Origin of the sequence: Vibrio scophthalmi, assembly GCF_040869025.1 — a bacterium.
Classification (GTDB): domain Bacteria; phylum Pseudomonadota; class Gammaproteobacteria; order Enterobacterales; family Vibrionaceae; genus Vibrio; species Vibrio scophthalmi.
In genome coordinates this window covers 821,466-846,205 of record NZ_CP134272.1, presented here as the reverse complement: position 1 = coordinate 846,205, position 24,740 = coordinate 821,466, and the positions used below count along the sequence as shown (strand labels likewise).

General features: G+C 43.3%; 17 protein-coding genes and 3 pseudogenes. 7 read left to right on the top strand and 13 right to left on the bottom strand.

The features are described from left to right. The first annotated feature begins 192 nt into the window (after window positions 1-192). A pseudogene (locus tag RJD38_RS18765) lies at window positions 193-1,370 on the top strand (IS3 family transposase). Window positions 1,371-1,392: 22 nt separating this feature from the next. Here the strand turns inward: RJD38_RS18765 and RJD38_RS18760 are convergent. The 4 genes from RJD38_RS18760 to RJD38_RS18745 all read right to left on the bottom strand — a co-directional run bounded on the left by RJD38_RS18760 (window position 1,393) and on the right by RJD38_RS18745 (window position 4,914). Beyond that, window positions 1,393-2,232: an HNH endonuclease gene (locus RJD38_RS18760; RefSeq protein ID WP_065546098.1), complete on the bottom strand. Its 840-nt coding sequence runs from the start codon at window positions 2,230-2,232 to the stop codon at window positions 1,393-1,395. After that, window positions 2,229-2,942, bottom strand: coding sequence for an OmpA family protein (locus tag RJD38_RS18755; protein WP_065546097.1), 714 nt, complete (start codon window positions 2,940-2,942; stop codon window positions 2,229-2,231). The genes RJD38_RS18760 and RJD38_RS18755 overlap by 4 nt, the downstream gene beginning before the upstream one ends. A 2-nt stretch (window positions 2,943-2,944) precedes the next feature. After that, window positions 2,945-4,516, bottom strand: a complete 1,572-nt coding sequence (locus tag RJD38_RS18750; RefSeq protein ID WP_083163576.1) for a hypothetical protein — start codon at window positions 4,514-4,516, stop codon at window positions 2,945-2,947. A gap of 65 nt (window positions 4,517-4,581) precedes the next feature. After that, complete coding sequence (locus tag RJD38_RS18745; RefSeq protein WP_231893196.1) at window positions 4,582-4,914, bottom strand: hypothetical protein; 333 nt, start codon at window positions 4,912-4,914, stop codon at window positions 4,582-4,584. A gap of 620 nt (window positions 4,915-5,534) precedes the next feature. On the opposite strand from RJD38_RS18745, the gene RJD38_RS18740 reads away from it, so the two are divergent. Beyond that, on the top strand, window positions 5,535-6,431 hold the full coding sequence (locus RJD38_RS18740) for a hypothetical protein (protein ID WP_065546096.1): 897 nt from the start codon (window positions 5,535-5,537) through the stop codon (window positions 6,429-6,431). 88 nt (window positions 6,432-6,519) lie between these two features. Here the strand turns inward: RJD38_RS18740 and RJD38_RS18735 are convergent, their stop codons facing one another. Continuing rightward, the gene (locus tag RJD38_RS18735) at window positions 6,520-7,356 is read right to left on the bottom strand and encodes an alpha/beta fold hydrolase (RefSeq protein ID WP_065546095.1); all 837 of its coding nucleotides are present in this window, start codon (window positions 7,354-7,356) and stop codon (window positions 6,520-6,522) included. Between the two features lie 70 nt (window positions 7,357-7,426). Here RJD38_RS18735 and RJD38_RS18730 point away from each other — a divergent pair, with 70 nt between their 5' ends. After that, window positions 7,427-7,684 (top strand): hypothetical protein, encoded by a 258-nt coding sequence (locus RJD38_RS18730; RefSeq protein WP_065546094.1) that lies wholly within the window; start codon window positions 7,427-7,429, stop codon window positions 7,682-7,684. A gap of 521 nt (window positions 7,685-8,205) precedes the next feature. On the opposite strand, the gene cqsA is transcribed toward RJD38_RS18730, so the two are convergent. From cqsA to RJD38_RS18710, 4 genes are all read right to left on the bottom strand, one after another. Beyond that, window positions 8,206-9,390 carry an alpha-hydroxyketone-type quorum-sensing autoinducer synthase gene (gene cqsA / locus RJD38_RS18725; RefSeq protein WP_065546093.1) on the bottom strand — a complete coding sequence of 395 codons (1,185 nt, stop codon included), beginning with the start codon at window positions 9,388-9,390 and terminating at the stop codon, window positions 8,206-8,208. A gap of 274 nt (window positions 9,391-9,664) precedes the next feature. Further along, window positions 9,665-10,912 (bottom strand): cytosine permease, encoded by a 1,248-nt coding sequence (locus RJD38_RS18720; RefSeq protein WP_065546092.1) that lies wholly within the window; start codon window positions 10,910-10,912, stop codon window positions 9,665-9,667. Window positions 10,913-11,014: 102 nt separating this feature from the next. Next, the gene (locus RJD38_RS18715) at window positions 11,015-11,338 is read right to left on the bottom strand and encodes a glutamyl-tRNA amidotransferase (protein WP_367971458.1); all 324 of its coding nucleotides are present in this window, start codon (window positions 11,336-11,338) and stop codon (window positions 11,015-11,017) included. Next, window positions 11,335-12,543 carry an IS4 family transposase gene (locus RJD38_RS18710; protein WP_032073033.1) on the bottom strand — a complete coding sequence of 403 codons (1,209 nt, stop codon included), beginning with the start codon at window positions 12,541-12,543 and terminating at the stop codon, window positions 11,335-11,337. The genes RJD38_RS18715 and RJD38_RS18710 overlap by 4 nt, the downstream gene beginning before the upstream one ends. A gap of 103 nt (window positions 12,544-12,646) precedes the next feature. Here RJD38_RS18710 and RJD38_RS18705 point away from each other — a divergent pair. Further along, window positions 12,647-13,324: pseudogene (locus RJD38_RS18705) on the top strand (IS110 family transposase); the annotation flags it as partial. 282 nt (window positions 13,325-13,606) lie between these two features. Here RJD38_RS18705 and RJD38_RS18700 read toward each other — a convergent pair. Next, window positions 13,607-14,085 (bottom strand): annotated as a pseudogene (locus tag RJD38_RS18700) (IS5/IS1182 family transposase); the annotation flags it as partial. Window positions 14,086-14,342: 257 nt separating this feature from the next. Here RJD38_RS18700 and ylqF point away from each other — a divergent pair. Next, on the top strand, window positions 14,343-15,287 hold the full coding sequence (gene ylqF / locus RJD38_RS18695; protein ID WP_065546065.1) for a ribosome biogenesis GTPase YlqF: 945 nt from the start codon (window positions 14,343-14,345) through the stop codon (window positions 15,285-15,287). 96 nt (window positions 15,288-15,383) lie between these two features. On the opposite strand, the gene RJD38_RS18690 is transcribed toward ylqF, so the two are convergent. After that, on the bottom strand, window positions 15,384-16,385 hold the full coding sequence (locus RJD38_RS18690; protein WP_005598691.1) for a CobW family GTP-binding protein: 1,002 nt from the start codon (window positions 16,383-16,385) through the stop codon (window positions 15,384-15,386). A 573-nt stretch (window positions 16,386-16,958) separates the two neighbouring features. Between RJD38_RS18690 and clcA the strand changes: the two genes are divergently transcribed. Together clcA and RJD38_RS18680 are read left to right on the top strand one after the other, a co-directional pair. Then, on the top strand, window positions 16,959-18,359 hold the full coding sequence (clcA, locus tag RJD38_RS18685) for a H(+)/Cl(-) exchange transporter ClcA (RefSeq protein ID WP_065546064.1): 1,401 nt from the start codon (window positions 16,959-16,961) through the stop codon (window positions 18,357-18,359). Between the two features lie 127 nt (window positions 18,360-18,486). Continuing rightward, window positions 18,487-19,452 (top strand): TDT family transporter, encoded by a 966-nt coding sequence (locus RJD38_RS18680; RefSeq protein WP_065546063.1) that lies wholly within the window; start codon window positions 18,487-18,489, stop codon window positions 19,450-19,452. Window positions 19,453-19,487: 35 nt separating this feature from the next. On the opposite strand, the gene RJD38_RS18675 is transcribed toward RJD38_RS18680, so the two are convergent. Both RJD38_RS18675 and RJD38_RS18670 read right to left on the bottom strand, forming a co-directional pair. Then, window positions 19,488-21,539: a hybrid sensor histidine kinase/response regulator gene (locus tag RJD38_RS18675; protein ID WP_065546062.1), complete on the bottom strand. Its 2,052-nt coding sequence runs from the start codon at window positions 21,537-21,539 to the stop codon at window positions 19,488-19,490. 151 nt (window positions 21,540-21,690) lie between these two features. Next, window positions 21,691-24,738: an AAA family ATPase gene (locus RJD38_RS18670; RefSeq protein WP_065546061.1), complete on the bottom strand. Its 3,048-nt coding sequence runs from the start codon at window positions 24,736-24,738 to the stop codon at window positions 21,691-21,693. Between the last annotated feature and the right edge of the window lie 2 nt (window positions 24,739-24,740).

The window sequence follows — 24,740 nt, the reverse complement described above, 5'->3', positions numbered from 1 at the left end:
CGGTCATCGTCAGGTGATTCAAGTTTGCATAGTGGCCATAGTTGAATCTTAACAGGATGTATTGAGATGTAGGGAGGCTTTGTTACGTAATTTAGTGTAACGAAGCTACGATCTGATCAGTGTAGTGGCATAGTGAATTTGGTCACTTAGTTAGAGGTGATATCATCGCCTCATAAATTAACAGGTGACACTATGACAAAACGTACAAGACGATTATTTATCGCTGAATTTAAGTTAGAAGCTGCGCAGTTAGTCCTAGATCAAAACTAGTCAGTGACTGAAGCAGCTCAAGCCATGAATGTGGGTAAATCCACTATGGATAAATGGGTTCGCCAGTTAAGAGAAGAGCGCCAAGGGAAAGCACCGAAAGCTTCACCTATCACCCCTGAACAAATAGAAATTCGGGAACTAAAAAAGAAACTGGCTCTCCTTGAAGAGCATAATGAAATACTAAAAAAAGCTACGGCTCTGTTGATGTCGGACTCACTGAACAATTCTTGATAATCAAGAAACTCAAGCAGAGCTACAGCATAAAAACATTATGCGAAGTCTTCAATGTTCATCGAAGCAGTTATAACTATTGGCATAAACGCCCAACGGTAATCAATGCTGATGCAGTAAAACTTCGCAGCTTAGTGAGCGAGGCTCACGCCGCAAGCAATGGCTCAGCAGGAGCGAGAACCATTGCCGATATAGTCACAAATCAGGGCGTAAAGCTGAGCCGATACCGAGCAACAAAGTTTATGAAAACTATTGGTTTAGTGAGTTGCCAAGAACCAAAGCATCGTTACAGAAAGGCTTCACAAGAACACATTGAGATTCCAAATCACTTAGGTCGTCAGTTTGCGGTTACTGCGCCAAATGAAGTCTGGGCTGGCGATGTTACATATATTTGTACAGGTAATCGGTGGATGTATTTAGCGGTTGTGATCGATCTTTTTGCTCGTAAAGTGATTGGTTGGTCGATGTCTTTATCACCTGATAGTCGGCTAACAGGCAAAGCTTTGTCGATGGCTTATGAATCTCGCGGCAAGCCAAAAGGTGTCATGTTCCATAGCGATCAAGGTAGTCACTATACCAGTCGTAAATACCGCCAATTACTGTGGCGTTTTCAAATAAAACAGAGTTTATCTCGCAGAGGAAACTGTTGGGATAATGCACCGATGAAGCGCTTCTTTAGAAGTCTGAAAACGGAATGGGTGCCAATGGTGGGTTATCGTAGCTTTGCTGAGGCTCAACAAGAGATCACTCGCTACATCATTGGATATTACTGCCAACTCAGGCCACATCAGTATAACGGTGGTCTAACTCCTAATGAGTCAGAACGATTATATTGGGAAAACTCTAAAACCGTGGCCAATTTTAGTTGACCACTACAGGTTGATTGGAAGCTCAGAGCATACGCTTTTCCTTGAGGTATCGTAATACTCCAGCGTTAGGCTTTAAGTGCTTATGCTTGGGCTGTTTGCTATGGCACTCAACACATAATGCCATCAAATTTGCAGGATGATTGTTAGATTTCACCCCATCAATATGATGTGTATGGAGCAATTCTTTTCTTTGTTTTAACTCTACGCCACATTCCTCACAACTGTAGTTGTGACTTAACTTGTATACCTCGCTTACGCTCTTCCAGTCACTTGTGTAGGAAAAGTTGCTAAATTCGGCATGTCGAAAAGGTAAACTTTCCTCTGGGAAGCTGTATTGTTTTTTTAGGAATTCACGCAAACTGAATTCCATTTGAACACGCTTTTTCTCTTCATCACTACCAGCTTTTATATATGGAAGGTATTTCACTTTACGCAAACAGCGCCCACAGACAACAAGCTTGGCATCATCTGTATTGTCTTTGTCGTCACAGATGGGAATATCTCCTTCCGTATAACGGAGAGCCACTAAACGACCAAAACGTTTGTCTTTCTTTTCATCTTGAATAGTTTTACAGTCGGTCAAATGATATCGCTTTGCTTCGTTATATGGGTCAGCTACAGCTTTAGATAAGTCAGAGTGCTCTTTGATATATACAATGACACCGTGACCATCATAACTAAGCAATTGCCCATTTAAAGAAATATCTAAGTCGAAACCTGTAACCAAATGTGGAATTTTCCTCTGCTCATCAAGTCTATCAAAGCTAAAAGAGTCTAAACTGATTGAAAACTGGCTCAGCCGCTCTGAGACATTTTCATCAACTAGTTTATTAAATTCGCTTAGGTCAACGTTTAGCTTCATTGGGCCTCTAAAATATCTTTCATGATAATATCGGTGTCAGCTATAACACGAAATGAAATGCGGCGTGACCGCTCCTTATCTTCATGCCCATTTTCAGTGAGTATGAGCTTAGAAGGGCCATAGCCCATTGCTGACAGCTTGGTTCTCAACCAATATAGATGCTTTTGAAGTAGTTCACCTTGAGACATAATGTGATCAAAAAGCTGCTTTGAACGATTTTGTGAAAGATTCATATTTTTATAATACGCATCAAACTCTGAATCATCATTATTCCATCCAGAAGAAGTATGCCCTTCTATTTGTATGGCCTTGATGTCGTTCCTATAGCGTTCCAGTACACTCAAATAGCGAGGAAAAAACTCACCTAAAACAAAAGTTAGTTCCTCAGGGAGAGCCGATTTACCTTTAGTGAATTTATAACGTTCTGCATTAAAATCAATGATCAACGGTCTCTGCTCATTAAAATCTATTTCCCAACGTTTAAAATCTTCCTCAAACTCTTCAGCCAATGCCCTATGAATTTCTAGCTGCTTTTCGCTTATTTTTACGGCAATGCGCTCAATAGCCCTTTTTTCAATATCTGTTCTGTTCATCAACGCCACACTGATCAACAAAAAAATCACCATCAGTCCAGCCATCAAATCGGTCACAGAAAGCCAATGCTCCTCACCAGAAGATGCAGTCCGCGATTGGAAAAGCCCATTGTGCATGATCAGCTCGCCTCTTCTAATACTTCAACAGGCTCAAATCGATGTAGCTCTTTGTTCAATCGTTGTGCTGCTTTTGAATACTCTGCCGTGATATCGAGTAAGCCTTTACCCAAGTCAGTCAATATCCTTTCCAATTCAAGCTGAATGTTTTGATGGAATACGGCAGAACTTTCAACCAAGTGGCTTTTTATCGTGTTCTGCACTTGAAGCGAGCCCATCATTTGCTGATTCATCGTCTCTTCAATCCGCTTATCAATTGAGTCATGTGCTTTGATCAACAGTTGTTCGCTTTTATCTAACTGTTCACGGTGCTTTTCTATTAAACTCTCATTCACATTTGACAGCGTTTTCGAAATATCAAGAACATCTTCTTTAGTGCCATTAACCAAACTATTCAACTTATCTTCTAGCTGACTAATTGAATCATGCAAAGTTTCTTTAATCTTGTCAGAAGACTCAGCTAAGTGGTTGGTCATAGATTCTATTTGCCCTGAAGCATTACTCAAATCACCACCTATACCATCCGTCGCTTCTACCAGCTTTTCGCTCAATGCCAAAGCTTTGTCTTGAAGTTCTGTTGAAGCTTTAAGTACACCTTTTTCTAAGCTTTCACAGGTGTTCAAAATAGACTTATCAACTCGCTGACATAATTCATCCAGTTGCTTCTGAAGCTCTGGCATGGCTTGCACAGCTTTATCACGCATAGTGCTAAAAGCTTCTAAACGCTGATCCAGTTCCGTAATTTGTTGGTTCCACGTATCAGTGATCTCAGATAGCCGAACCATAGCATCGGGAATCGCTTGAGTATGGTTACTTATCACACTTAAGCTTTGTTCAGTAGCCACGACACTTTCCACAGCATGTTCAAACGCACTGGTCAATTGCTCTACCTGAAGTTTATATTGCTGTTGCCATTGCAACATTTTGAGAACGGACTCATCTAAACGTTGAAAATTTGCCCCAAATTGCCCCATTAAACCTTGATTAAAGCCTTCAATTGAGCTTTGCAGTGACTCCGCAATTTGTTGTGAAGCTTGTGAAGATACCGAGGAAGAAAACAGATTAATTTCATTAGTTAATTTATTGAAACTCTCTTGGCTTTGAGCGTGCTCTTGCGATGAATATGCTCTTAACCGTTGCATTTCACTAACAAGTTCAGAGAGTAACTTTTGGCTACTTTGGTGATGTGCTTTGGATTCAGATAGCTGAGAACAGAGGACATTCTGCATATCGTCAGCCGTTAATTGCGATTGCTTGCTGTAGTACTTAGGTAGGTAACACATTTTGAAAAGCATGGAAAAACCCATGCCTACAATACTTGACCAGAAAGCAAGTGTTAAACCACTCAACAGCGTAGATATACTGTTGTTAAGATCATCTGGGTCAAAGTCATAAAGACCAAGAGCTACTCCAAAGAACGTAAAAAATACGCCTCCTGATGTAAGTAAACCCGGTACTGTAACCACAACATTGGAAGAATTATCTTTATTAACTAAAAAAATCCCCCAAATAAACCCAATAGTTAGAACAGCTAATGAAACGTATAGCATTACATAATTAAGATTATCTTGCACAAAACACCCTTGTTCACTAAATAGCTTAAAGTATTAAAATCGTATTATCGTTGTTTAAAAACACGTTACTCAAAGGGCATACCCAACATGCGCCCTAGCACTTCTTTCATTGACTCTTGAAAATCGATCATCGACTTCATATCGGTAATTTGAGCCAAATCTATTTGACCTTCGTCTACGAGCTCATTGAGTTTTTCTCGAGTAACTGACTCACCCAAATGTTCTTCCAGCTCGGCTTTTAAAGAGCAAGGTGAATCATCGTTACCCGAGCGTTCTTCTAAAGCCGCACAATGTTGATAACCTTTCTTAAGCGCGCAGAACAACCAAGCTTCAGATTTAGGCTGAGCGACAAACGGCACGCCGTTATCAAACTCTTGAGCGAGAAAGCCATGTTCCATTGAAAGACGTTTGGTATTGTAATCAGGCCATTAATTTGATAGTCGTTTATCCAATAACCACTAAACTACCATCTCGCCTGCCCTTTTTTTGAGAATAACCTAAATGCCTAATGCTGACTCCTCTTTAAATAAGGGCATGGGAATCGTTGCGCTCACTTGACTCATTTTATCGAGGAATGGCACACGAGTCTTCATGTTGTCTGGATGACCAAACAAAACTGCTCCTACCGTTAGTTATATTTCATGATTCCCGTATCGACTATGGTCAGCAGTGGTATTGGCATTTTGATTGTTCAATACCACTGAGCATCACGCGATTTAAGATGCTAAAAAGCAAGGTTGAACCGAAGTTTAGCGGTTTCCTATTCCAATTAACGTTGCAACCAGCTGAGTAGTTCACGAATGAATGCCATTCTTAACACGATAACAATGTAGGAACTTACTATCGTCTTTGTTTTGTAACATCATATAGCAACAAAGATAAATCGAACTATTTTCGTTCAAAAAACATTACCATATTGCCCAACTACCAGAAAGAAGTAGAATCTAATCTTCCCTATTAGTCACAGCATTCCGAATTGATATTGTTCGGCCCATACTTTTTAACGAGATTTAATTGTATGTTTAATCGTGTCGACCAAATAAGACTCAGCGCGACTGAGGAAAAGATCCAAAAGCTCGATACTTTGCTCAGAACGATTGATACTGATATCGCCGTATCGATGTCGTTTGTTCGTCGGGCGCAAAAAATGTCTTTTCACGATCTTGAACAGCGCGTGTCAGGATTGAATGGCTCAACGTTAAAGCGCTATATGCAGCAAAGCTATCGCTCAATTCGCCCCATACACATGGTCGCCGCAATGTCTTGGATCATGATGGTACCAATGACCAGTTTTTACTTTGCCCTTAAAATGAAAGAGCACTATCGTGGAATGGATGACAAGGCGATCGAAGCGTTATTTTGTATCGGTCGCTTACCTAGCGAACAATTTAATCTTTTTCTCGATTTAATCACCAACATGATGAGTAAAGACAACAGCGCTCAATTCATCATGTTTCGTACCGAAGCCGAATCTCACGTTGATCCCAACATAATCTACAATGATTTACTCCCTCCTCCCGTGCTTGATATCAATGCGTTTGCTATTGATTACTATCGATCTTCTGCAATAACGGTAAAGCGCTTTCGAGAAGAGAACCAAATTCCTATTGAAGTGATAGCTCGAGTACTTGGTCTATCTGAATACCAATATCTTCAGCTCGAAAACGTCAATAAAGTTCGTGATTTTTCCGTCGCGATTGGTTTTAGAGTTAAGCTTGGGTTTGAACTCAACTCTCACGTTCACTTTACCAGTGAAATGCGCCAATTCCCGCAATTTCACCAATTGCGACAAGTTCAACACATGAGAGATTCACTGATCGTTGAGGCATTGCGTCTTCTAAACGGAGAACGTAAGAAGCGCGCTGTTGAAATCCTGACTACTCTATCAAAGATATACATTAAAAATGCTACCTAGTGCATTCGAGTGAACATAATCAACTCAAAATACGCAAAGACTTGAGTTGATTATGTCAAAACAAAAATAAACAATAATTCCGAATTATTTAGGTTAGAGCGACGAGCGTTTTTTGTAATTCAATCGATGCAGTTGCCTGCGCTAACATGATTGACGCGACTTTATCTGGGTATTGCAAATGGACGAGATGATCAGCGTTTTTAATCACCACAAATCGACCATTCTTTAACTGGCTTGCAAACTGAGCAGCGGTTTCTTTTGTCACATAAGGATCAAGTTCACCTACGCATACTGTACATGGTGCAGCGATGTTGGTGATATTAGAAGGGGTATGAACAAGTAACCTGACGGAATTTTCAAAAAACACGTCAATACGTTCTTGGCCCATCTTTGTGATGTTCCTAACCGTGGCTTTTATGATGGCTTTATTTCTTGGAATATCGCTATGGCTAACGGTTAATGACTCAGTAAAAGAATGTGCAAATTTTTGCGGACTCTCCATTGCTGCTGCAATCATTTTTTTTGTTGCAAGTCGCCCAGATGAAGGAATGCCTGGTACACCACCACAAATTGACATGGTGAGTACATTGGGCCATACATCGCAAAGCTCTACCGCCACCGCGGTAGCGTAGGAAAAACCAATAATATGAGCACTATGCACACCTAAATAATCTATAAAATCGCGCAACATAATTGCTTGATCACGAATGCTAATCGTAGATTCAAGGTTTTCTGTATGACCCGTACCCGGCACCTCAATGGTGATACAGTTTAACTTTGTAGCAAAATGTGTAGAGAAATTCTGCACACTTTCTATGTCTTGTAGAGCGCCCAATAAGAAGAGCGCATACTGGTCGGAATCTACACAGCGGTGCAAAGAATAGCGATAGTGATTGCCATTTAATATGGTTTTAATAGTTTCCATTTTTGTGTCCTTTGTTGAATAAGGACTCCACTATAATCTATTGATAGTTAACGTTATGGCTAGGTAGTAAATGAAAGATCACACTCTTGAGCAGTACTTATCTACTGCAGATCAACCCGTCAAAGATTTCATGGCTGAACTATTGGAAGCTTTAGGGAAAAAAATATTAGATGAACAAGATCCTAGATTAGCATTAGATTATTTTGGGGCTCAATTTGAAATAAAGCTCGTTTCGTTTAATGGGATTTCACAAGCCAATAACCATAATGAGCCTGCGCTTTCTCATCCAACAGGCTCTCTGGAGAACCGTTTATTAACCAATATCTAACAGCTATTAGATGAGCAACATAAGAGAGCTTTTTTGTTCGTCAGAAGCAACACAACAAGATGCGGTAGATGTGATGTGCAAAACCGGGCCATCATTGACCGAGGAAACTTGCAAGGTCCCTTAACCGATGGCGATTTACGACGGGCGTACGCCAAAGGGGGAACAGCAAATATGCTGATTAGAAATTGGATAAAAAAAAACACGTTCAGTATGCAGCAGTCTAGCCTTTGCATTGATCCGCTCACTTTAATGAGCGATAGCGCAATTTCGGCACTTCCCGTATTGAGTGATGACGGAGTGTAGTTAACTTACACACAATACAAAAAGCCGGGATATACTCAATCATCGAATAGGCATTTAATAATAAGGTCGCTTCTTGTGTCATTTGTCGCCCTTATTGTCGCTTAAACGATAAACCAAGTGTCTAGAAAAGAAAAGACCCTAGCATTGCTGCTAGGGCTTAGACTGTGGCGAGAGTGAGACGCCACACTTTTACTATAAATTATTTAACGTTAAGTATGCTATGACGCGAACTCTAACTCGGGATGATTAAACGCTTCTTGGCACGTAGATAACACACGGTCGATATCAGAAGCTGTCAAATCTACATTTATTGAAAAGCGAATGATGTTGTTGTTTTTCCCAGTGGCTGGCCGACAAAACACTGCGCCAAACACATCTCGTTGCTCCAAGAAATCACGCACACGTTCAGTATTCCTCTCACTCCCACATTCTAAAGCGATAATCTGTGACTCGCTCTGGATGCGAAAACCAATATTCCTCAACCCTGATGCTATGGCCTCTGCGTTGTTAAACAGTTTTGCTCGCCTAGCATCTGCTCCTTTAATCACCTCTAACGTTTTCTCTAGACGCACAAGTTCTTGAGGTAATACGGTCGAGCTAAATATCGCGGGATAAGCAACAAATGGTAGCGTCTTAGCCAGTTTAGTCGGGCCTAATATAGCACCAGCGCGATAAGCAAAGGTTTTGGCTAAGCTTAAAGTAATAAAATCCACTTGGTCATTGAGTTCTAGTGCTTTTACTAACCCTGCGCCTTTCGGGCCGTGAGTCCCTATTGAATGGGATTCATCTACGATTAACGTACAGTTAAATTCACGTGCTATTTCGTAGATATCACGCAGTGGCGCTATCGTTCCGATAGTACTGTAGACAGAGTCCACAACAATCACACCTGCCCCATGGCGTTTAATTTGTCGGCGCAGGTGTTTTATGTTGTTGTGCATAAATGGATGAGCCTTCGCACCAGCATATCGAATGCCTTCCCAAAGCGACATATGGGCAAAAAAATCAATATACACGGGTGAATTCTCGGTACAAATCGTCTGGAGTAAGCCAATATTTGCTGCCCATCCAGATTGAGAAATGAGGCAACTTTCCATACCAACATAATCCGCCAGTTGAACCTCAAAAGCGGGCTTCGACTCACTATCTTGCAAAAAAATCGCCGACATAACGACGTTGTCATTGAGCCCCAAAATGGCCTTGCCATGCGCTTGTAGAATCTCCTTATGATTGGACAGTGATAAGTAATCATTACTTTGCATCACCACCGCATCATTGGATGGTCGCTTGCCTAATACTAAGTGTTTTTTGTTGTCATTACTTGCAATCAGATCAGCAATATAAAAATCCAAGCGTTCTTCAATAAATGAAGGAAGTATTTTGTTTTTACGTCCATTACACATGTTTATTTCTCTTCTTAATACAAAAAACGCCAGCGCTGACACCAACATAATGGCTGAGATAAATTAACTATCATTTAGATTAATTGTATTTTTTGGAGCGTATTGCAAACATAGTTTTGGGGGGAGGAAACGCAGTGATTACATCACTACGGTTCACGAACCTCGATTAATGTTCAAAGGGTTAGAAAGATGAAGAACGGAATGACACGCATAAAAAAACCACCGCTTTTGGCGGTGGTTAAAAATGAACAATATGAAAATTTGGCAAAATAATTTATTTGCTCAAAACCTCCACTGGCGGTTTTGTTCGACACAATAGCGCGTAACCTAAAGAGGCAACCAGAATTGAATCTACTGAAGGAATACCCGTTAGGGTAAACATACCATTTACAGTCGCAAACCCCACCAATGAGCCAATACCCCAAGCCACGAATGTCATCGGTTTTACCGCAGCTTCTTTCTCTAGTAATGATTCATCGTAGCCTTGACGGCGATTAATAAAGAAGTCAGCAATGTAAATGCCAGCAATTGGCGGTGTAGCAATACCCAAGAATAATAGGAATGGAATAAACCAACCCATAATGTCCATGCTACCTAGAATCGTCGCTAGAATACCCAGCGCGACGGTGATCTTCCATTTCGCAATGTTAGTAAATAGTGTCGAGACGGCTAACGTACCTTGGAACATGTTACCTGCATTACCAGTGATACACGCAAAGATCAGCAAAATAGCGGCTGGTAGCGTGGTACCAATTAAAGCCATCGCACCAAGCAATGAACCTTCTGACGTCAACGAACTAGGAACTGCGCCAACAAAAAACAACACAGGATAAGCCAAACCAAACGTTAATGCGCCAGCAATCATTGCGTGTTTGCGATTGTGCACGAAACTGCCAAAATCAGGAGAGGTTGCCACTAACACTATGATCGTACCTACAACCGATGAAACCGCAGTACCAAATGGCAATTGTTGCAACTTCTCAGTTGAAGCAACATCAGCACCTGTTGCAACAAATAGCACCACAAACATAAGTACCACAATTACAGGTACTGCCATTTTAGACACTTTACCCAGCATCTCGAAACCAGCTGCGGTAGAAGCGACAAAAATCACACAACCGATAGCAACTAACACTGGCACCGGAAGCGATAAGCCAAAGCCAGACAACAAGTCATGTACACTGTGCCCAAACATATTTGCCGTAACAGCAATCCAGCCGAAAAGACTGATCGCCATAATCACGTTGATTGCAATAGCGCCTTGCTTACCAAAAGAAAATTTAACAATACCATAGGTAGGTAAACGAGCTTGCTCGCCAATTGAAATGTTGATTACCGCTAGAACGGTAAGAATCAAACTACCAACAGCGATTATCATCGCCGCATTGCCCAGCTCCAACTGGCTACCTAAACTTGATGAAGCCAAAAGAACCGGAGTAACCAGAATACCAAGGAGGATCATGGCAATCTGAAAACCTGATGCGGTGTTCGGTGCATCATTGCTTTTTCTATTATTAGACATAATTCAAACCCTTTATCTCGATTGTTATTATTGTTTCCAGCCATCTCGGTGTAGGGTATAGCGATGAAGCTAATGAGATGACTGGAATAAAAATCTAGAACATTAGCTCAACGCTTCAGTGTATTTACGCCATCCGCCAGTATGAGTGATCTCCTTTTGGCCTTCGACTAAACAAGGCTCACCTAGTACACCAAGTATCTCGCTACCATCAGCCAACTTAACTTTGCCAATAGAAAGGCCTGCTGGCTCATTGCTTAATACCGTGGCAAACGCAGCCATTGGCAATGCCCATATTTCTAGATCAACAAAGTTGCTCTCTTCAATAGTACGAATCATCGCAGGATGATCATCATTGATCGACCATAAGCGGTAGTGCTTGTCTGTCATATCCTCTCGTACAAACTCAGCACTGAGGGATCCCCTCATAATTTCCCCAAAGCACAACCATGTTTGAATAGATTTTGAGCAAGCAGGGTTGCAGCCGCGAGCAAGTCTTCCCTCGTTATTGTGTAGCCAGAATGCCGCAAAACTTCCATCCCTAAGCGCACTGTTGAGAGTACATTTCGATTTTTGACAGTGTTAGCTTGGAAGTGCTTATCCCAACCTTGTTTCTGACCATGAACTCCAGCAAGCCAAAATGTCAGTTGAAGCATTAGGGCGATTAGCAGCATGATATCAAAGCGCTCTGAGCTGCTAGTTCGGCTATGACGGAGGCCTAAACCGTAGGCTGGGCTTTTCAAGTCTCGGAAGGTTTCTTCAATTTGCATACGCTTCGAGTAGAGCCTAACAAGTTGCTTTGGTGTTCGGATTTCAACGGGCAAGTTAGTCGCTAAAACCCATGGTTCTTTTGTCGAAGCGGAGTAGATTTTAGGTGACGGATGATGACAATTAGTCCGTGTCGAACGCTGATTTTTTCGGCCTTTAGGACGTGATTTATACAGTGCAATTTGACATGAAATTGGGTTGCTCTTAGTCAACCTCTTATAGCCTAAAGTCTTTGAGCGACTTGAGGATATGCTATGTAAGTTGCTGATAGGTTGCCAGTTTTCCGCACCTAAATCTGCATATTGCACTTTCCCTCTGACTCGACTTAACCAGTACCAACCTAGCTTTTCAACGGATTTATACCATGGCACTTTAAAGCCAGCATCACTGACAATGAGCGGTGTAGTGTTACTCGGTAGAATGCTTGCAAGGTCGGCTAGAAATTGGTCATGAGCCTTCTTTGAACATTGCTCTGAAAGCGGAAAGGCTTTCTCATAAAGAGTAATAGAACGACCATGTAGTGCCACCGAAGCCCGCAATACCATAAGCCGTTTTTGCTCACGAATATCAGACCAGTCAACAAGAACAATGGGCATCGAATTACCTGAACAGATAAAGCTGGCATGCCAACGGTATACAGCGAGTCGCTCTTTGTGCAAGTGACGATTACCTAACAATCTGTCGATTCGTTTGATGTTATGTTTTGTTCTGGCTTTCGTTGGCAGGTTACGACCAAGTTCGGTAAGAGTGAGCGTTTTACATTCAAGTAATGCGTGGCAAGCCAGCGTTAAACTGTTGAGTCGTTTTAAGTGCAATTCAGGGCAGAATTGGTAAAGAGAGTCGTGTAAAATATCGAGTTCGCACATCTTGTTGTCTGGTTATTGATTTTTCTCAGAACCATTTGATCACATGACAAGATGTGCATCTACCTTAAATTTATGATTTTTATCAAAATCATTAGGGGATTCCTCAGTACGTAGCGTCTGTAAACGCTTGGTAGAACAAAGAACAGCACTTGTAATCAAGTAAGAGGCTTAGCCGCTGAATATGGGATTATCTTCCCTTTGTCTATTAATGTGCTACGGAACCAGTTACCGCTAGCCATCGAAGATGCAGAAAACGAACTGTCTAGTGTCATGAGGGATTTACCGCAAACTCTATACCATGATTTCATGGATATTAGTGGGAAAATAGATGTAACCACACTGAAGATAACAGTGTTAGGTCAACTGCACCCTCGGTATAACACCATTATAAGTATTCCTAGCTTTGGCCCGTTACTGACAGCTGCATTCATCAGTGAGGTTGGCTCTGGTAAACAGTTTAAAAAAGGTCGGCAATTTTCCGCATGGTGCGGACTGGTCCACAAACAAAACAGTACGGCTGAAAAAAGTGGCCTCAGAGCAATATCGAAGATATGGTAATCGAGACCTAAGAACGGTGTTCATTCATGGTGCTCGTGCGGTTATCCGATGCGGGGCAGGAAAAGAGTATGTTATGGGCTATTGGTTGAGAGGTCTTATTGCTCGAAATGGTAAAGCCAATACTATCGTTGCTCTAGCAAACAAGCTCAGGAGCATAGCGTGGCATGTTTTAGCAAAAAATAGTGAATATGATATTAATAGAGCTTTACCCTGTGTAAATTGAATAAAAAGAAATACATCCCAATACGCAACCAGGCTCTCAACAGCTAATAAAGAAACAGTAAACAATCCTTACTACACTCTGGTTAGAACACAGGTTTTATAGACCGTAGCTTTGAATAGATAGTAATGAGCGAATTACATCATGGCACTCGTCTTTATCCAAGAAAGACGTCGAATATATATTAGCGACCGTACCCTTCAATTAGCCATTGTATTTTGAGGTACGTATATACCTGTTTCCCAATTTGAGTTCAGTTAAAAATGCGCCTAATATGATTCGTTGTTAGGCGATTACTACCGTTTCAGACATACCTAGCCCTGTGAGCTTGTTTAACTCTTTTATCGTTGCATAAGTCTCACCAACCTGACCATTGTAATTTATTAAGCTTAATGTACCGCAGAGCAGTTTCTTCACACGGAACATCGCCGTCTCTGAGAGCAAGAACGTTTATGGTCACCGTACTTCTTTTTCCAATGCTTATTTGAACCATAGAGCTTTTGGCAACCGACCGCTAGCTAGATTGTAGAGTTGACCTTACTTCCCTGCACCATCGCCAGAGATCTCGATGATTCTTTGGTGGGTCTGCTTGGACAGATTTGGAAGCCGTTCATATCTTCGGTGCGAAACTTGATTTGGGTACTGTACTTCCACTCGCCCTCTCCGCAGATCTTCAGTCCTGTAACATCAAATGCCAAATGCTGGATTGTTCCTTTAGTTTTCGGATTGAATGCGACGTTAACTGTTTTAGCTCGCTTACTAATGCCCGAATAATGAGGGCATGACAATGTTAATTGACTGAGCTTAAAAATATAGTTGATAAACTCTTAAATACCTATCTAAGAACAAGATTCCCCCTAACGGAAAGAAAGTGCTAAAATCTGACTATAGAATCCTTGGTGTCTTTTGAAAAATAAAAAGATTAGGAACAAAAGCGATACTTAAATTCTAATTTTACGATTTGGTACCCCACCTGATACCCCACCAGAGAACGACAATACAATTAAGGCGGTAAATTCAAATGGTTAACAGTAATATTCAATGGTTCCCTGGCCATATGCACAAAGCACAGAAGGAGATTGCAGAAGCGATCCCTCAAATCGATGTCATCATCGAAGTGCTAGATGCTCGTATTCCATTTAGTAGTGAAAACCCAATGATCTCCGAACTACGTGGTGATAAACCGGTAGTAAAAGTGCTGAACAAACGTGATCTTGCCGATCCAGAAATGACTCAACTTTGGATTGAGCATCTGGAAAAAGAGCAAAATGTTAAAGCGATGGCGATCACCACATCACAGCCGCAAGAAGTACAAAAGATTCTAGAATTGTGCCGAAAACTGGCACCACACCGTGAAGAGATTGGTAAAAACATTCGCACCATGATCATGGGTATTCCTAACGTCGGTAAATCGACCATTATCAACTCACTGGCTGGTCGTACTATTGCGATCACTGGTAACCAACCTGCGGTGACTCGTCGTCAGCAACGTATTAACCTGCAAAATGGGGTTGTATTGTCGGATACTCCGGGGATTTTATGGCCAAAAGTGGAAAACCCACACAGCGGTTTCCGCCTTGCCGCAACCGGCGCGGTAAAAGATACGGCAATGGAATATGACGAAGTGGCTTTCTACACGGTTGAATACCTTGCACAAGCTTATCCAGAAAAGCTGAAAGAGCGTTACCAGATCGAAGAATTGCCGGAAAGCGATGTTGAGCTAATGGAAGAAATTGGCCGTCGTCGCGGAGCACTGCGCTCTGGTGGTCGTGTTGATTTACACAAAGCCTCTGAAATTTTGCTGCATGAACTGCGTAGCGGTACACTAGGCCAAGTCACTCTTGAGCGTCCAGAGATGATCACTGAAGAGCTTGTGCAAGTGGAAATTGAAACAGCGCGTAAGCTCGAAGAAAAGATCAAAAAGAAAGAAGAGCGCCGTAAACGTTACTTGAAGAACAAACGTTAATTGATGATTCTTGCAAGATAGAGTCGCGATCTCTGAATAAGAAAAAGGGTGACCTCACGTCACCCTTTCTTTTTATCTAGGCAAAATAGCCCGACGCTATTTGTCGCAATCAGATGGTGTAATGCCGCACAATTTCAGCAAAATCGCCTCTAATTGATCCCAAGGCATCAGTTGAGAGTCAATCACTTCTAGGCGTGATTCAAAGCCTGATAGACTCATCTGATTGACTGACACCACACCGTTGGCCACGTTAAATGCATAAGTACCCTGATCGGTATTCACCACTGCTTTGATACGCTCAGCGGTCAGATCTGACAACATTGAAAACAACAAATCAAAATCAAATTCATATTCTGCGCCAAACAACCAACCACAGCTAAAATAGCCCTGCCCTTTGTTCTCACGACGAATAAAAGCTTCACCCGGTGGCAATTCAAATTGTGGCTCTTGACTGGCGTGATCGTGATGGTGATGTTCAATATGGCTTGATGCGCTGCCGTGTACACGTTCGATATCCAACACTTCCAGTGGGAGATCGCCCTGCTTAACCAGTTTACTGAAGATCTTTGCCGGCGATTGATTGGTGATCCAATCGTTGAACGCATCAATATCGGCCACCGCACACAAATCGACTTTGTTACCAACCACCACATCAGCGCTATCAAGTTGGTCGTTGAAATTTTGGTTTGTGATGTACTTTTCAATCAGTAAATTACGCGGATCAACTAAAGCAATCGTCGCTTTCAGGTCAACGTAATTTTGATACTGCTCGGAAGTCAGCGTTGCGACAACTTGCTTAGGATGACCAAGTCCAGTGGGCTCAATGATGAGACGGTCCGGCTTTTGGCGCAGTAACGCATTAATACCAACAGACATCGGCACACCTGCGGTACAACACATACAGCCGCCTGGGACTTCTTTGATCAACGCGCCTTGATCAGTCAATATCGCCCCATCAATACCAATTTCACCAAACTCATTCACCAATACTGCCCACTTCTCGTTAGCAGGTTTATTTTTTAGCAGGTTTAAGATGGTGGTGGTTTTGCCAACACCAAGAAATCCGGTGATGATATTGGTTGGTACTCTTAACGTCATTGCGATTCTCCGAACTGATATTAGGTAAATTATACCCTTATCTTCCACTTGGTTGCAGTACCAGTATGACGGAAAACGGCCCCTTATAAGGCTAATTGTTTGATTGGTAGATAAAATGGCTGGCGGATAGTTAGCGGCGCTACGGTTAGGCTATGCTCTAGATGACAAAAGGCGCACCATCAGTGCGCCTTATCCCTCGTTACTCAATCGTGAGTTTGCGAATCAGAGTGTCTATAGATGCATTCTGATATAAAACGAGGCTATAGAAATGAATTGTTGATTCCATCCAAATTGTAGGTAAGGCATTTATTCCTCCATGCGAATTGGTTCACATTGCCTTACACCTTAAATATGGCTCAATTTAGCTAAAGCGCAAGTTTCAAAGTGTGATTTATAGCTAAAAAATCCAACAAATAAGCAACCAAACACATTAATGTCTATTGGTCACAAATAATCAAATATGGAAATCAATATTGCATTCTTGTCGCTATAGTTAGAGGTGTAAGGGCGTATAATTTTAGCATCCAATTCAAGAGTATTTACGTTCCACCCAGTGAAGAGGTACAACATTCCATGACTAAAAGAGAGCAAATTAAGCAATCGTTTCTCGCAAAAATGCCTAAAGATGCGATTAATCAGTTTCTCTCGAAAGACACCACGCCAATCCCCGTATTGCTGATGTCCTTAGTGGTGGGTGTGCTTGCAGGCTTTGTTGGCACCTACTTTGAACATGCCGTTCAGTTTGTTTCTGAAACCCGAACCCAGTGGTTAAAAACCGAGATTGGTAGCGCATTACCATTATGGTTAGCGGCGTTTATCATCAGTGGTGCTCTCGCGTTTGTGGGTTATTATCTAGTACACCGTTTCGCGCCTGAAGCTGCCGGATCTGGCATTCCTGAAATTGAAGGCGCAATGGATGGCATCCGTCCCGTACGTTGGTGGCGGGTACTTCCGGTCAAATTTTTTGGTGGTATGGGCGCGTTAGGCTCAGGGATGGTGCTTGGCCGTGAAGGTCCAACCGTTCAAATGGGCGGTGCGATTGGTCGCATGGTGACGGACATTTTCCGTATCAAGAATGATGATACCCGTCATTCATTACTCGCATCCGGTGCTGCCGCTGGCCTCGCTGCCGCCTTTAACGCACCTTTAGCCGGCATTATGTTTGTGGTTGAAGAAATGCGACCACAGTTTCGTTACTCGATTATATCGATTCGCGCGGTGATCATCGCTTCGGTTTCGGCCAATATTGTTTTTCGCTATATCAATGGCCAATCAGCGGTGATCACTATGCCGCAATACCAGTCACCAGAACTCAATACCTTATGGCTGTTTTTAGTGCTCGGCGGTCTGTTTGGTATATTTGGCGTCATCTTCAACCGATTAGTGACCTTCTCTCAAGACCTGTTTGTTCGTTTTCACAATAATGACCGTAAACGCTACTTGCTGACAGGTTCACTGATTGGCGGCAGTTTTGGCATCATGTTGCTTTATATGCCAGAGTTGACTGGCGGCGGCATCGCACTCATTCCTAACATCACGAATGGCGATTACGCGGCAGGCTTTTTGTTATTGTTATTTGCAGGTCGAATCGTCACTACCATGATCTGTTTTGGTTCCGGCGCTCCCGGTGGGATTTTTGCGCCAATGTTGGCCCTAGGTACCCTATTTGGCTATGCCTTTGGTCTTATCGCACAACAAATGTTTCCTGAACTGCCAATCACTCCGGGTATGTTCGCGATTGCCGGAATGGGAGCACTATTTGCAGGGACCGTGCGTGCGCCAATCACCGGTATTTTATTGGTGATCGAAATGACCAATAACTACTATTTGATCCTCCCCTTGATCATCACCAGTTTAGGCGCGGTGATTTTTGCCCAAATGCTTGGTGGCCAACCGATTTATAGCCAGTTACTCCACCGTACACTGAAAAATGAGAAGCTAAGACAAGAAGACTTACCGCGCGACGGGAATTGAGAATTGCATCACTAGCACCGAGCTTGATATTATCTGCGCCTCTCGATTGGGCTATCTATGTTACCCATCATTTTGGCGATCAAGTACAGTAAATAGCTGTGCAAAATATATATCTTAGGAGCTCGGCTTGAACTGGAGAAGGCTGACACAATTTCAAAACGTTCCCCCTTCTCAGGCGGCTTTAGCTCTTGGCATGATCGGGCTTGGTCATGCGTGGGCATTGTATATCCCGGAAATTGGTGAAGTGATCCGCCCTTATCTTGCCGCCTTAGGTGCTCTACTACTGGCGCCAGTGCTGATCAAGTATTTCACTAATCCAAAAATCTTTATCGCTGATTTACGCCATCCATTGAGCGGTAGCCTGATGGCGCCGATGAGTATGGCACTCTTAATTCTGTGTGATTATCTCGCGGTGATCTCCCCGATTATTGCCTACCCTATCTGGTTTGCTGCATTGCTGTTACATCTCACCATGATGGTGCTGTTTTTTGGCTTTCAGCTGACCAATTTCAAAATGTCGAACATTGTGCCGAGTTGGTTTTTGTATCCGGTGGGACTCATCAGCAGTTCGCTGGCGGGAACGCAATTTGGCCATACGCTTTTTTCAGAAACCTTGGTCAACATCTGTATTACGATTTACTTCTTCATGCTGCCGCTGGTGCTTTATCGCTTGGTGTTTGAAGGGATGTTACCGCGTAGAGCAAGGCCTACTCTCGCCATCATGGCGGCACCAATCAATTTAACCTTGGCAACCTACTTGGTTAACTTCAAGCAGCCCGATCCTATTCTTACCGGAGCCTTAGCAGGTATTGCGATCACCATGACGTTGATGATCTACCTGTGCTACTTACGTTTGATGCGATTGAAGTTCCAACCGTCGATTGCGGCTGTCACATTTCCGTCGGTGATCAGCGCCGTCGCCATGCACCGGCTAACCTCTTTCTTCGAGCAATATCATCCACGTTGGCACTGGCTACACGACTTCGGTTTATTTGAACTCTCGATCGCCACTGTGTTGGTTATTTGGGTTTCGATTGGATATGTAAAAATGTACTTTCCCGAAGGATTTCGCCGCCATGAGAGTAAAAGCTAGCATCTGAATAGTCATTGGTAGTGATCAGTCAGTCATTAGAGCCACTGAGCAATTTTTTGCAGTAAGCGTTCACTGTTGGCTGGTTTCACCAAGTAATCATTAATCCCGGCACTGCGGATGCGCTCAGTCATACTATGTGTTGAGTCTCCGGTATAACCGATGATTGGCGTTAACGCATACTCGCTCTCATTAGAGCGTATCGCCCGTGCCGCGGTAATGCCGTCCATCGTCGGCATTTCGATATCCATGATAATCAAATCCACTGGCACTTGAGCAATTAAGTTCATCACTTCTCGACCATTTTGCGCTTGCAGTACATTGAACCCATACTGCTGCATCAAGATTGCGGTATAAGCCCGAAAAGATTGGTTATCATCGGCAATCAATAAGGTTTTTCCGTTGTAGCTCTGCTCGCGATGATCGAGCTTGCGGCTGGTTTTTGGTGACTCAAAACACAATTGATCCATCACTTGGCGGCATTGAGTTAAGAGTTGACGCTTTTCAACTGGATAAAATTCAACACTGCGTTCGATGTTATAGCTGTACACCGACTCTTTATCGTATAGATAAACAATTCGTGCTTGAGTAAAACTGAATTTCATCTCCAGTGCCTCAAGGCTGGCTTGCTTGGCCATATTTTTGTCAATATCTACCATCACCACATCATACTCAAACTCGTACTCTTCGCAGTTGAGGGCTTTTTCTAGTGTCATTGAAGTGAGTTTAAAGCCTTGATAAAACGCACTGTCCTCCAAAATACGTTTCAGCATGCTCGATGTGCCAATATAAAGTACCGACTTGGCCTTCATCATATCAAGCTTAATATTATTCACCGCCGCTGAGCTATAAGGCGGTAATGAAATCGTAAATTCAGTAAAGTGATTCAGCTCCGAACGACAACGAATCTCCCCACCCATCGCTTTAACCACTCTAAAGCAAAATGGCAGCCCTAAGCCATGACCAGTCGCTTTTCCATAGGTATAAAAATCTTCAAAGATATACTTACGCACTTCGGCGCTCATGCCGACGCCATTATCATGTACCACTAAGTGGTTAACGCCGTTACATCGCTTGAGCTCGATTGAAATAATGAAATTGTCGCGTATTCCGTAGTAAAACGCGTTTTTTAGCAAGTTGTACAAGGTGTATTTAAGCAACGTATCGCTGCCAAAAAAGAAAAAATCTTGTTCGAGTGAAATCGATACGCAATTTTTGTCCACTTTACTTGGATAGGAGAAACTGGCTATCGCTTTCTCCACCACTTCACGCATTGAATGCTTACGATAGGTCGCATTGGTGATCCGGTTCTGATCTATCGAAGTAAGCAACAGATCGATGGTTTCCGTACCGCTACGAATTGCTTCGTTGGCATCATTGATCACCTCATTCGCCAACAATAACGATTGTTTATCAAGGTGCAGAGGCGTTGCCGAATCCGTCTTACTGGCCATTTTAGGCAACAGAGACTCCAGTACATCTAACGATGCTTTTAACGCACTGAGTGGATTTCTCATTTCATGGGCAATACCAGCACCAAAGGATTTTGCCAGTGAGACCTGACTTTGATATTCCGTTTGACTGCGTAGGTAGAAGACGTTGCCAAAAGTATAGGTGAAAGCAAAGATTGGCACGTAGGGCCATACGATGTGATTGGCAATAACATCAATATTGGGGCCATAAACCAATAGAAGCGAAGCACAAATCGCGCTAATCGTTTGCAGCAGCATTAGTGACGTTCGATAGACCAACAAGACATGAATTAAGATCGCCGCCATAAAGGACATGACCCACACCGTTGACCAGTCATTCTTAAACATCATGTATGAGAAGAAAAACGGCAAGCAAATAGGAATACAAATCGAAAAATAAAGCGGCAGATAACGCTGTAGATAAGCAGGCACGTAATGACGCAAAGCAATCACGCCAAACAGTAACGAACAAAACAAACGCAGAGGTAGAGATTCGTAACTTTGCGGGAACATTTGCGCCCACACATAGTAATAAGCAGGGAAACCCAAAAAGCCCATCCAACCAATGACGGTTAAATTGGGCTCTGCATACTGATATACCTTACGAACCGAATTCATCATATTTCTCATATCGATTTTTCAGCTCTTTGTTACCACTGAGCCAACTGCGTATCGATAGTTTAATTAATTAGCAACGATTTGAGAAATTTATCATTAAAAAACTTTCCTTCAGCGGTGATATTTTAAACCTATCACCGCTGATGGGCGATCAAAGATTAGCACCATGCAATTTAATATGGCTGGTGTTTCGTTCAGCAACCACATCAACCCGCAGTGACATCTGCTCTTTTAGTTCACTAACATGTGAAATCAAACCAATGGTTCGCCCACCCTGCTGCAAATCGACTAAGGTTTGAATCGCCAGATCGAGTGATTCAGGATCTAAACTGCCAAAGCCCTCATCGATAAACAGCGTATCAAGACGAATACCACCACTGTATGATTGCACGACATCTGATAAGCCGAGTGCAAGCGCAAGCGCCGCCATAAACGACTCACCACCGGATAACGTCGTCACATCGCGTAACTTACCGGAGTAGCCATCCTCCACCATCAAGTCGAGACCGGAACCAGCATTGCCTTTCGCGCGTTCTTCACGACGACGCAACTCATAGCGACCTTTACTCATCACTCGCAGGCGCTGTGAAGCTTGAATCAGAACATCATCAAGCAAGACCCCTAAGACAAAGCGGTGCAAACTCACTTTTGATCCCGTGCGACCATTGGCAATATCACTCAAAGTACCAATCACCTGATACTCTTTTTCTAGTGCAGTATTCTGTTGATAGAGTTCACTCAAACGATCGGCAACCTTGTTGAGGTTATCCAGCACCGATTGCAGTTTACTCTTTGCATCCAAACTGGCTTGATAACTACCATCCGCTTGTGCTCTTTGCTGTTCAAGCAATTCAACATTCGGTAACTCTAATCCCGCTAAGTCTTGTTCTAAGGTACTGAGCGCACCATTTAGGGTTGAGCTACGTTCAGCGTATTGATTAAGGGTCTGCTCAATCGCTTCAATTTGTTGCGGCTCAAGTTTCGCCATCAAGTAGCGATTATCATCACTGAAGACGCTTTGCGTTAATGCTGAACTCCACGCTTGTTGTGCTTGCTCTAAATCCCTTTTTGCATTGTTCGCTTGCTTCTCTGCTTCTTGCCACTGGGTGTAAGCGGCCACTTGCTGTGTTTGTACGCTATCAAGCTGTGCTTTCGTTTGGCTTTCGTCACGCTGTAGTTTCTGCAGTTGTTGCTCAAGCATCTGCTTTTCACTGTTAACGGCGATAATATCTTGTTCGTTCGGCGCAATATCTTGCATCAATGAATGTAACGTACCACGCAGTGTCGCCGCCTGCTGCTTAGCATCATCAAGCTGCTTCTCCACCAACTGGCACTGCTGTTTCAACTGCGCAGCCTGCTGCTCTGAAGAGAGCACCGCTTTGCTAAGTTGTTCCACATTGATCGTTTGTAAGGTTTCAATTTGCTGGCTCAACGTCGCCGCCGACGCTTTTAGCGCTTCGACTGAGCTCGGAGTGTCGCCTAATTGTGCTTGCCAGCCAAGAACCGCTTGGTCAACCTTCGCCACCTCCATCTGCGCCTGCTGCAGCGCTTGGCTACATTGCTCTTGCTGCTGTCGATGTTGTTGCTGGACTTGGCGAGCTTGATCCACTTGCGCTTTACTCACCTCACGTTCGGTAAACGTCGCAGGATGCGGATGGTCTTTGCTGCCACACACCGGGCAAGGCTCGCCTAAATGCAGTGTTTTCGCCAGTTGCGCCGCTTGGGAAGTATGCCAGTAGTACTCTAGTTGATCGGCCTCGCGCTGCGCTTGTTCAGTACGCTGCTTAGCTTGGTCGAACTCGCTCTGCTTGCTAAGTAAAATCGCGTGAAACTGTTGTGCGGCTTGCTGGGTGTTCAACAGATCTTGATGGGTATTGATCTGTTTCGTGATCTGCTTAAGCTGTTCAATTTTTGCCGGTAAGCCAATTTGTTGCTCTTTGGCTTGCTGCAGCGTCTGTTGCTGAGTTTGAATTTGCTGTGCGATCTTCTCTGCTTGCTGAGTATGACCTTCAAACTGTTGCTGAAGTTGGCGACAGTTTTGTTCGGCTTGATTGAGATTCGCTTGCTGTTTATCACGCTCAACCAATCGCTTGGCCACTTCATTGAGTGTAAATAAGCGTTGATTCAACTGAGGAATCACCTGAGCCGCTTGGCTCGCATGCTCAGCTTGAACCTGCGCTTGGGTTAAGTTTTGCTGCGCCACACTAAGTTGCTGCTCGGTTCGCGTGACCTCTCCTTGCGCAGCGTGATTTTTGGCACTGGCTTGGTGTTGCTGACTGTAAGGTAGGCTCAATGATTGCGCTTGCTGGGCTTGTTTACGACGCTGCGCCAATTGCTCCATTTCTGGTTGCTTGGCTAGATGTTGCTGCTGCTCATTTTGCAGTGCTTGGCGCTGAGCAAATTTACTACTGAGATCAGCCGCGCTTTTATACTGACTTTGAGCATTCTCTAGCGCCTGCTTCGCACTAATAAGTTGCTCATCAGCTTGAACAATTTGCGGGGTTAGCGCGTCTCGTTGGGTGTTGAGATCATCTTCACTGGTAACTGATGCAACATCCAATGCACCTTTGATTTGGTTATCAAATTCATCTTTAGCACGGCGGATATGCGCGGCTTTATCAAATAACGCTTTTTCAATTGCTGAATAGATGTGCGTTTGAAATAGCTGACCAAAGATCACTTCGCGCTCTTTAGAGTTGGCAATCAAGAGTTCGCGGAATTTGCCCTGTGGCAATACCATCACTTGGCGGAACTGTTTAACATCCAAACCAATAATTTCAACGATCGCCTTCCCCACTGGGGTCGGCTTATTAGCGATGAGGATCTCTTGGCCCGCATCGATTTGAAACAAGGTACAGGTATGGCTTTTTTTCGTTAGACCATCACCGCGTTTTTTTGGCATCATCTGATCCGGTGCGCGTTCGATTCGATATTGCTTGTTACCCAGTGAGAATTCAAAACTCACTTCACTAACTAGATCGGCCGCGGCATGATCGCAACGCATTTGATCGCCGGTACGCTCACTGCCGGTCGTTTCACCATAAAGTGCAAAGCAAATGGCATCTAAAATCGAACTTTTACCCGAACCCGTTGGGCCATTAATCAAAAACAGCGGCGCGTGCCCCAGCTTGGTGAAATCAATCTCTTCTTTGCCTGCAAATGGGCCAAAGGCTTGGATGGTGAGTTTTAATGGTGTCATCG

Bases quoted from the DNA above. Each gene is read 5' to 3' on its own strand.
- RJD38_RS18670 (WP_065546061.1), bottom strand. From the start codon at position 24,738: ATGACACCATTAAAACTCACCATCCAAGCCTTTGGCCCATTTGCAGGC.
- RJD38_RS18730 (WP_065546094.1), top strand. From the start codon at position 7,427: ATGAAAGATCACACTCTTGAGCAGTACTTATCTACTGCAGATCAACCC.
- RJD38_RS18710 (WP_032073033.1), bottom strand. From the start codon at position 12,543: ATGTGCGAACTCGATATTTTACACGACTCTCTTTACCAATTCTGCCCT.
- clcA (WP_065546064.1), top strand. From the start codon at position 16,959: ATGACTAAAAGAGAGCAAATTAAGCAATCGTTTCTCGCAAAAATGCCT.
- RJD38_RS18760 (WP_065546098.1), bottom strand. From the start codon at position 2,232: ATGAAGCTAAACGTTGACCTAAGCGAATTTAATAAACTAGTTGATGAA.
- RJD38_RS18715 (WP_367971458.1), bottom strand. From the start codon at position 11,338: ATGAGGGGATCCCTCAGTGCTGAGTTTGTACGAGAGGATATGACAGAC.
- RJD38_RS18745 (WP_231893196.1), bottom strand. From the start codon at position 4,914: ATGGAACATGGCTTTCTCGCTCAAGAGTTTGATAACGGCGTGCCGTTT.
- RJD38_RS18675 (WP_065546062.1), bottom strand. From the start codon at position 21,539: ATGAATTCGGTTCGTAAGGTATATCAGTATGCAGAGCCCAATTTAACC.
- RJD38_RS18720 (WP_065546092.1), bottom strand. From the start codon at position 10,912: ATGTCTAATAATAGAAAAAGCAATGATGCACCGAACACCGCATCAGGT.
- cqsA (WP_065546093.1), bottom strand. From the start codon at position 9,390: ATGTGTAATGGACGTAAAAACAAAATACTTCCTTCATTTATTGAAGAA.
- RJD38_RS18755 (WP_065546097.1), bottom strand. From the start codon at position 2,942: ATGCACAATGGGCTTTTCCAATCGCGGACTGCATCTTCTGGTGAGGAG.
- RJD38_RS18735 (WP_065546095.1), bottom strand. From the start codon at position 7,356: ATGGAAACTATTAAAACCATATTAAATGGCAATCACTATCGCTATTCT.
- RJD38_RS18690 (WP_005598691.1), bottom strand. From the start codon at position 16,385: ATGACGTTAAGAGTACCAACCAATATCATCACCGGATTTCTTGGTGTT.
- ylqF (WP_065546065.1), top strand. From the start codon at position 14,343: ATGGTTAACAGTAATATTCAATGGTTCCCTGGCCATATGCACAAAGCA.
- RJD38_RS18740 (WP_065546096.1), top strand. From the start codon at position 5,535: ATGTTTAATCGTGTCGACCAAATAAGACTCAGCGCGACTGAGGAAAAG.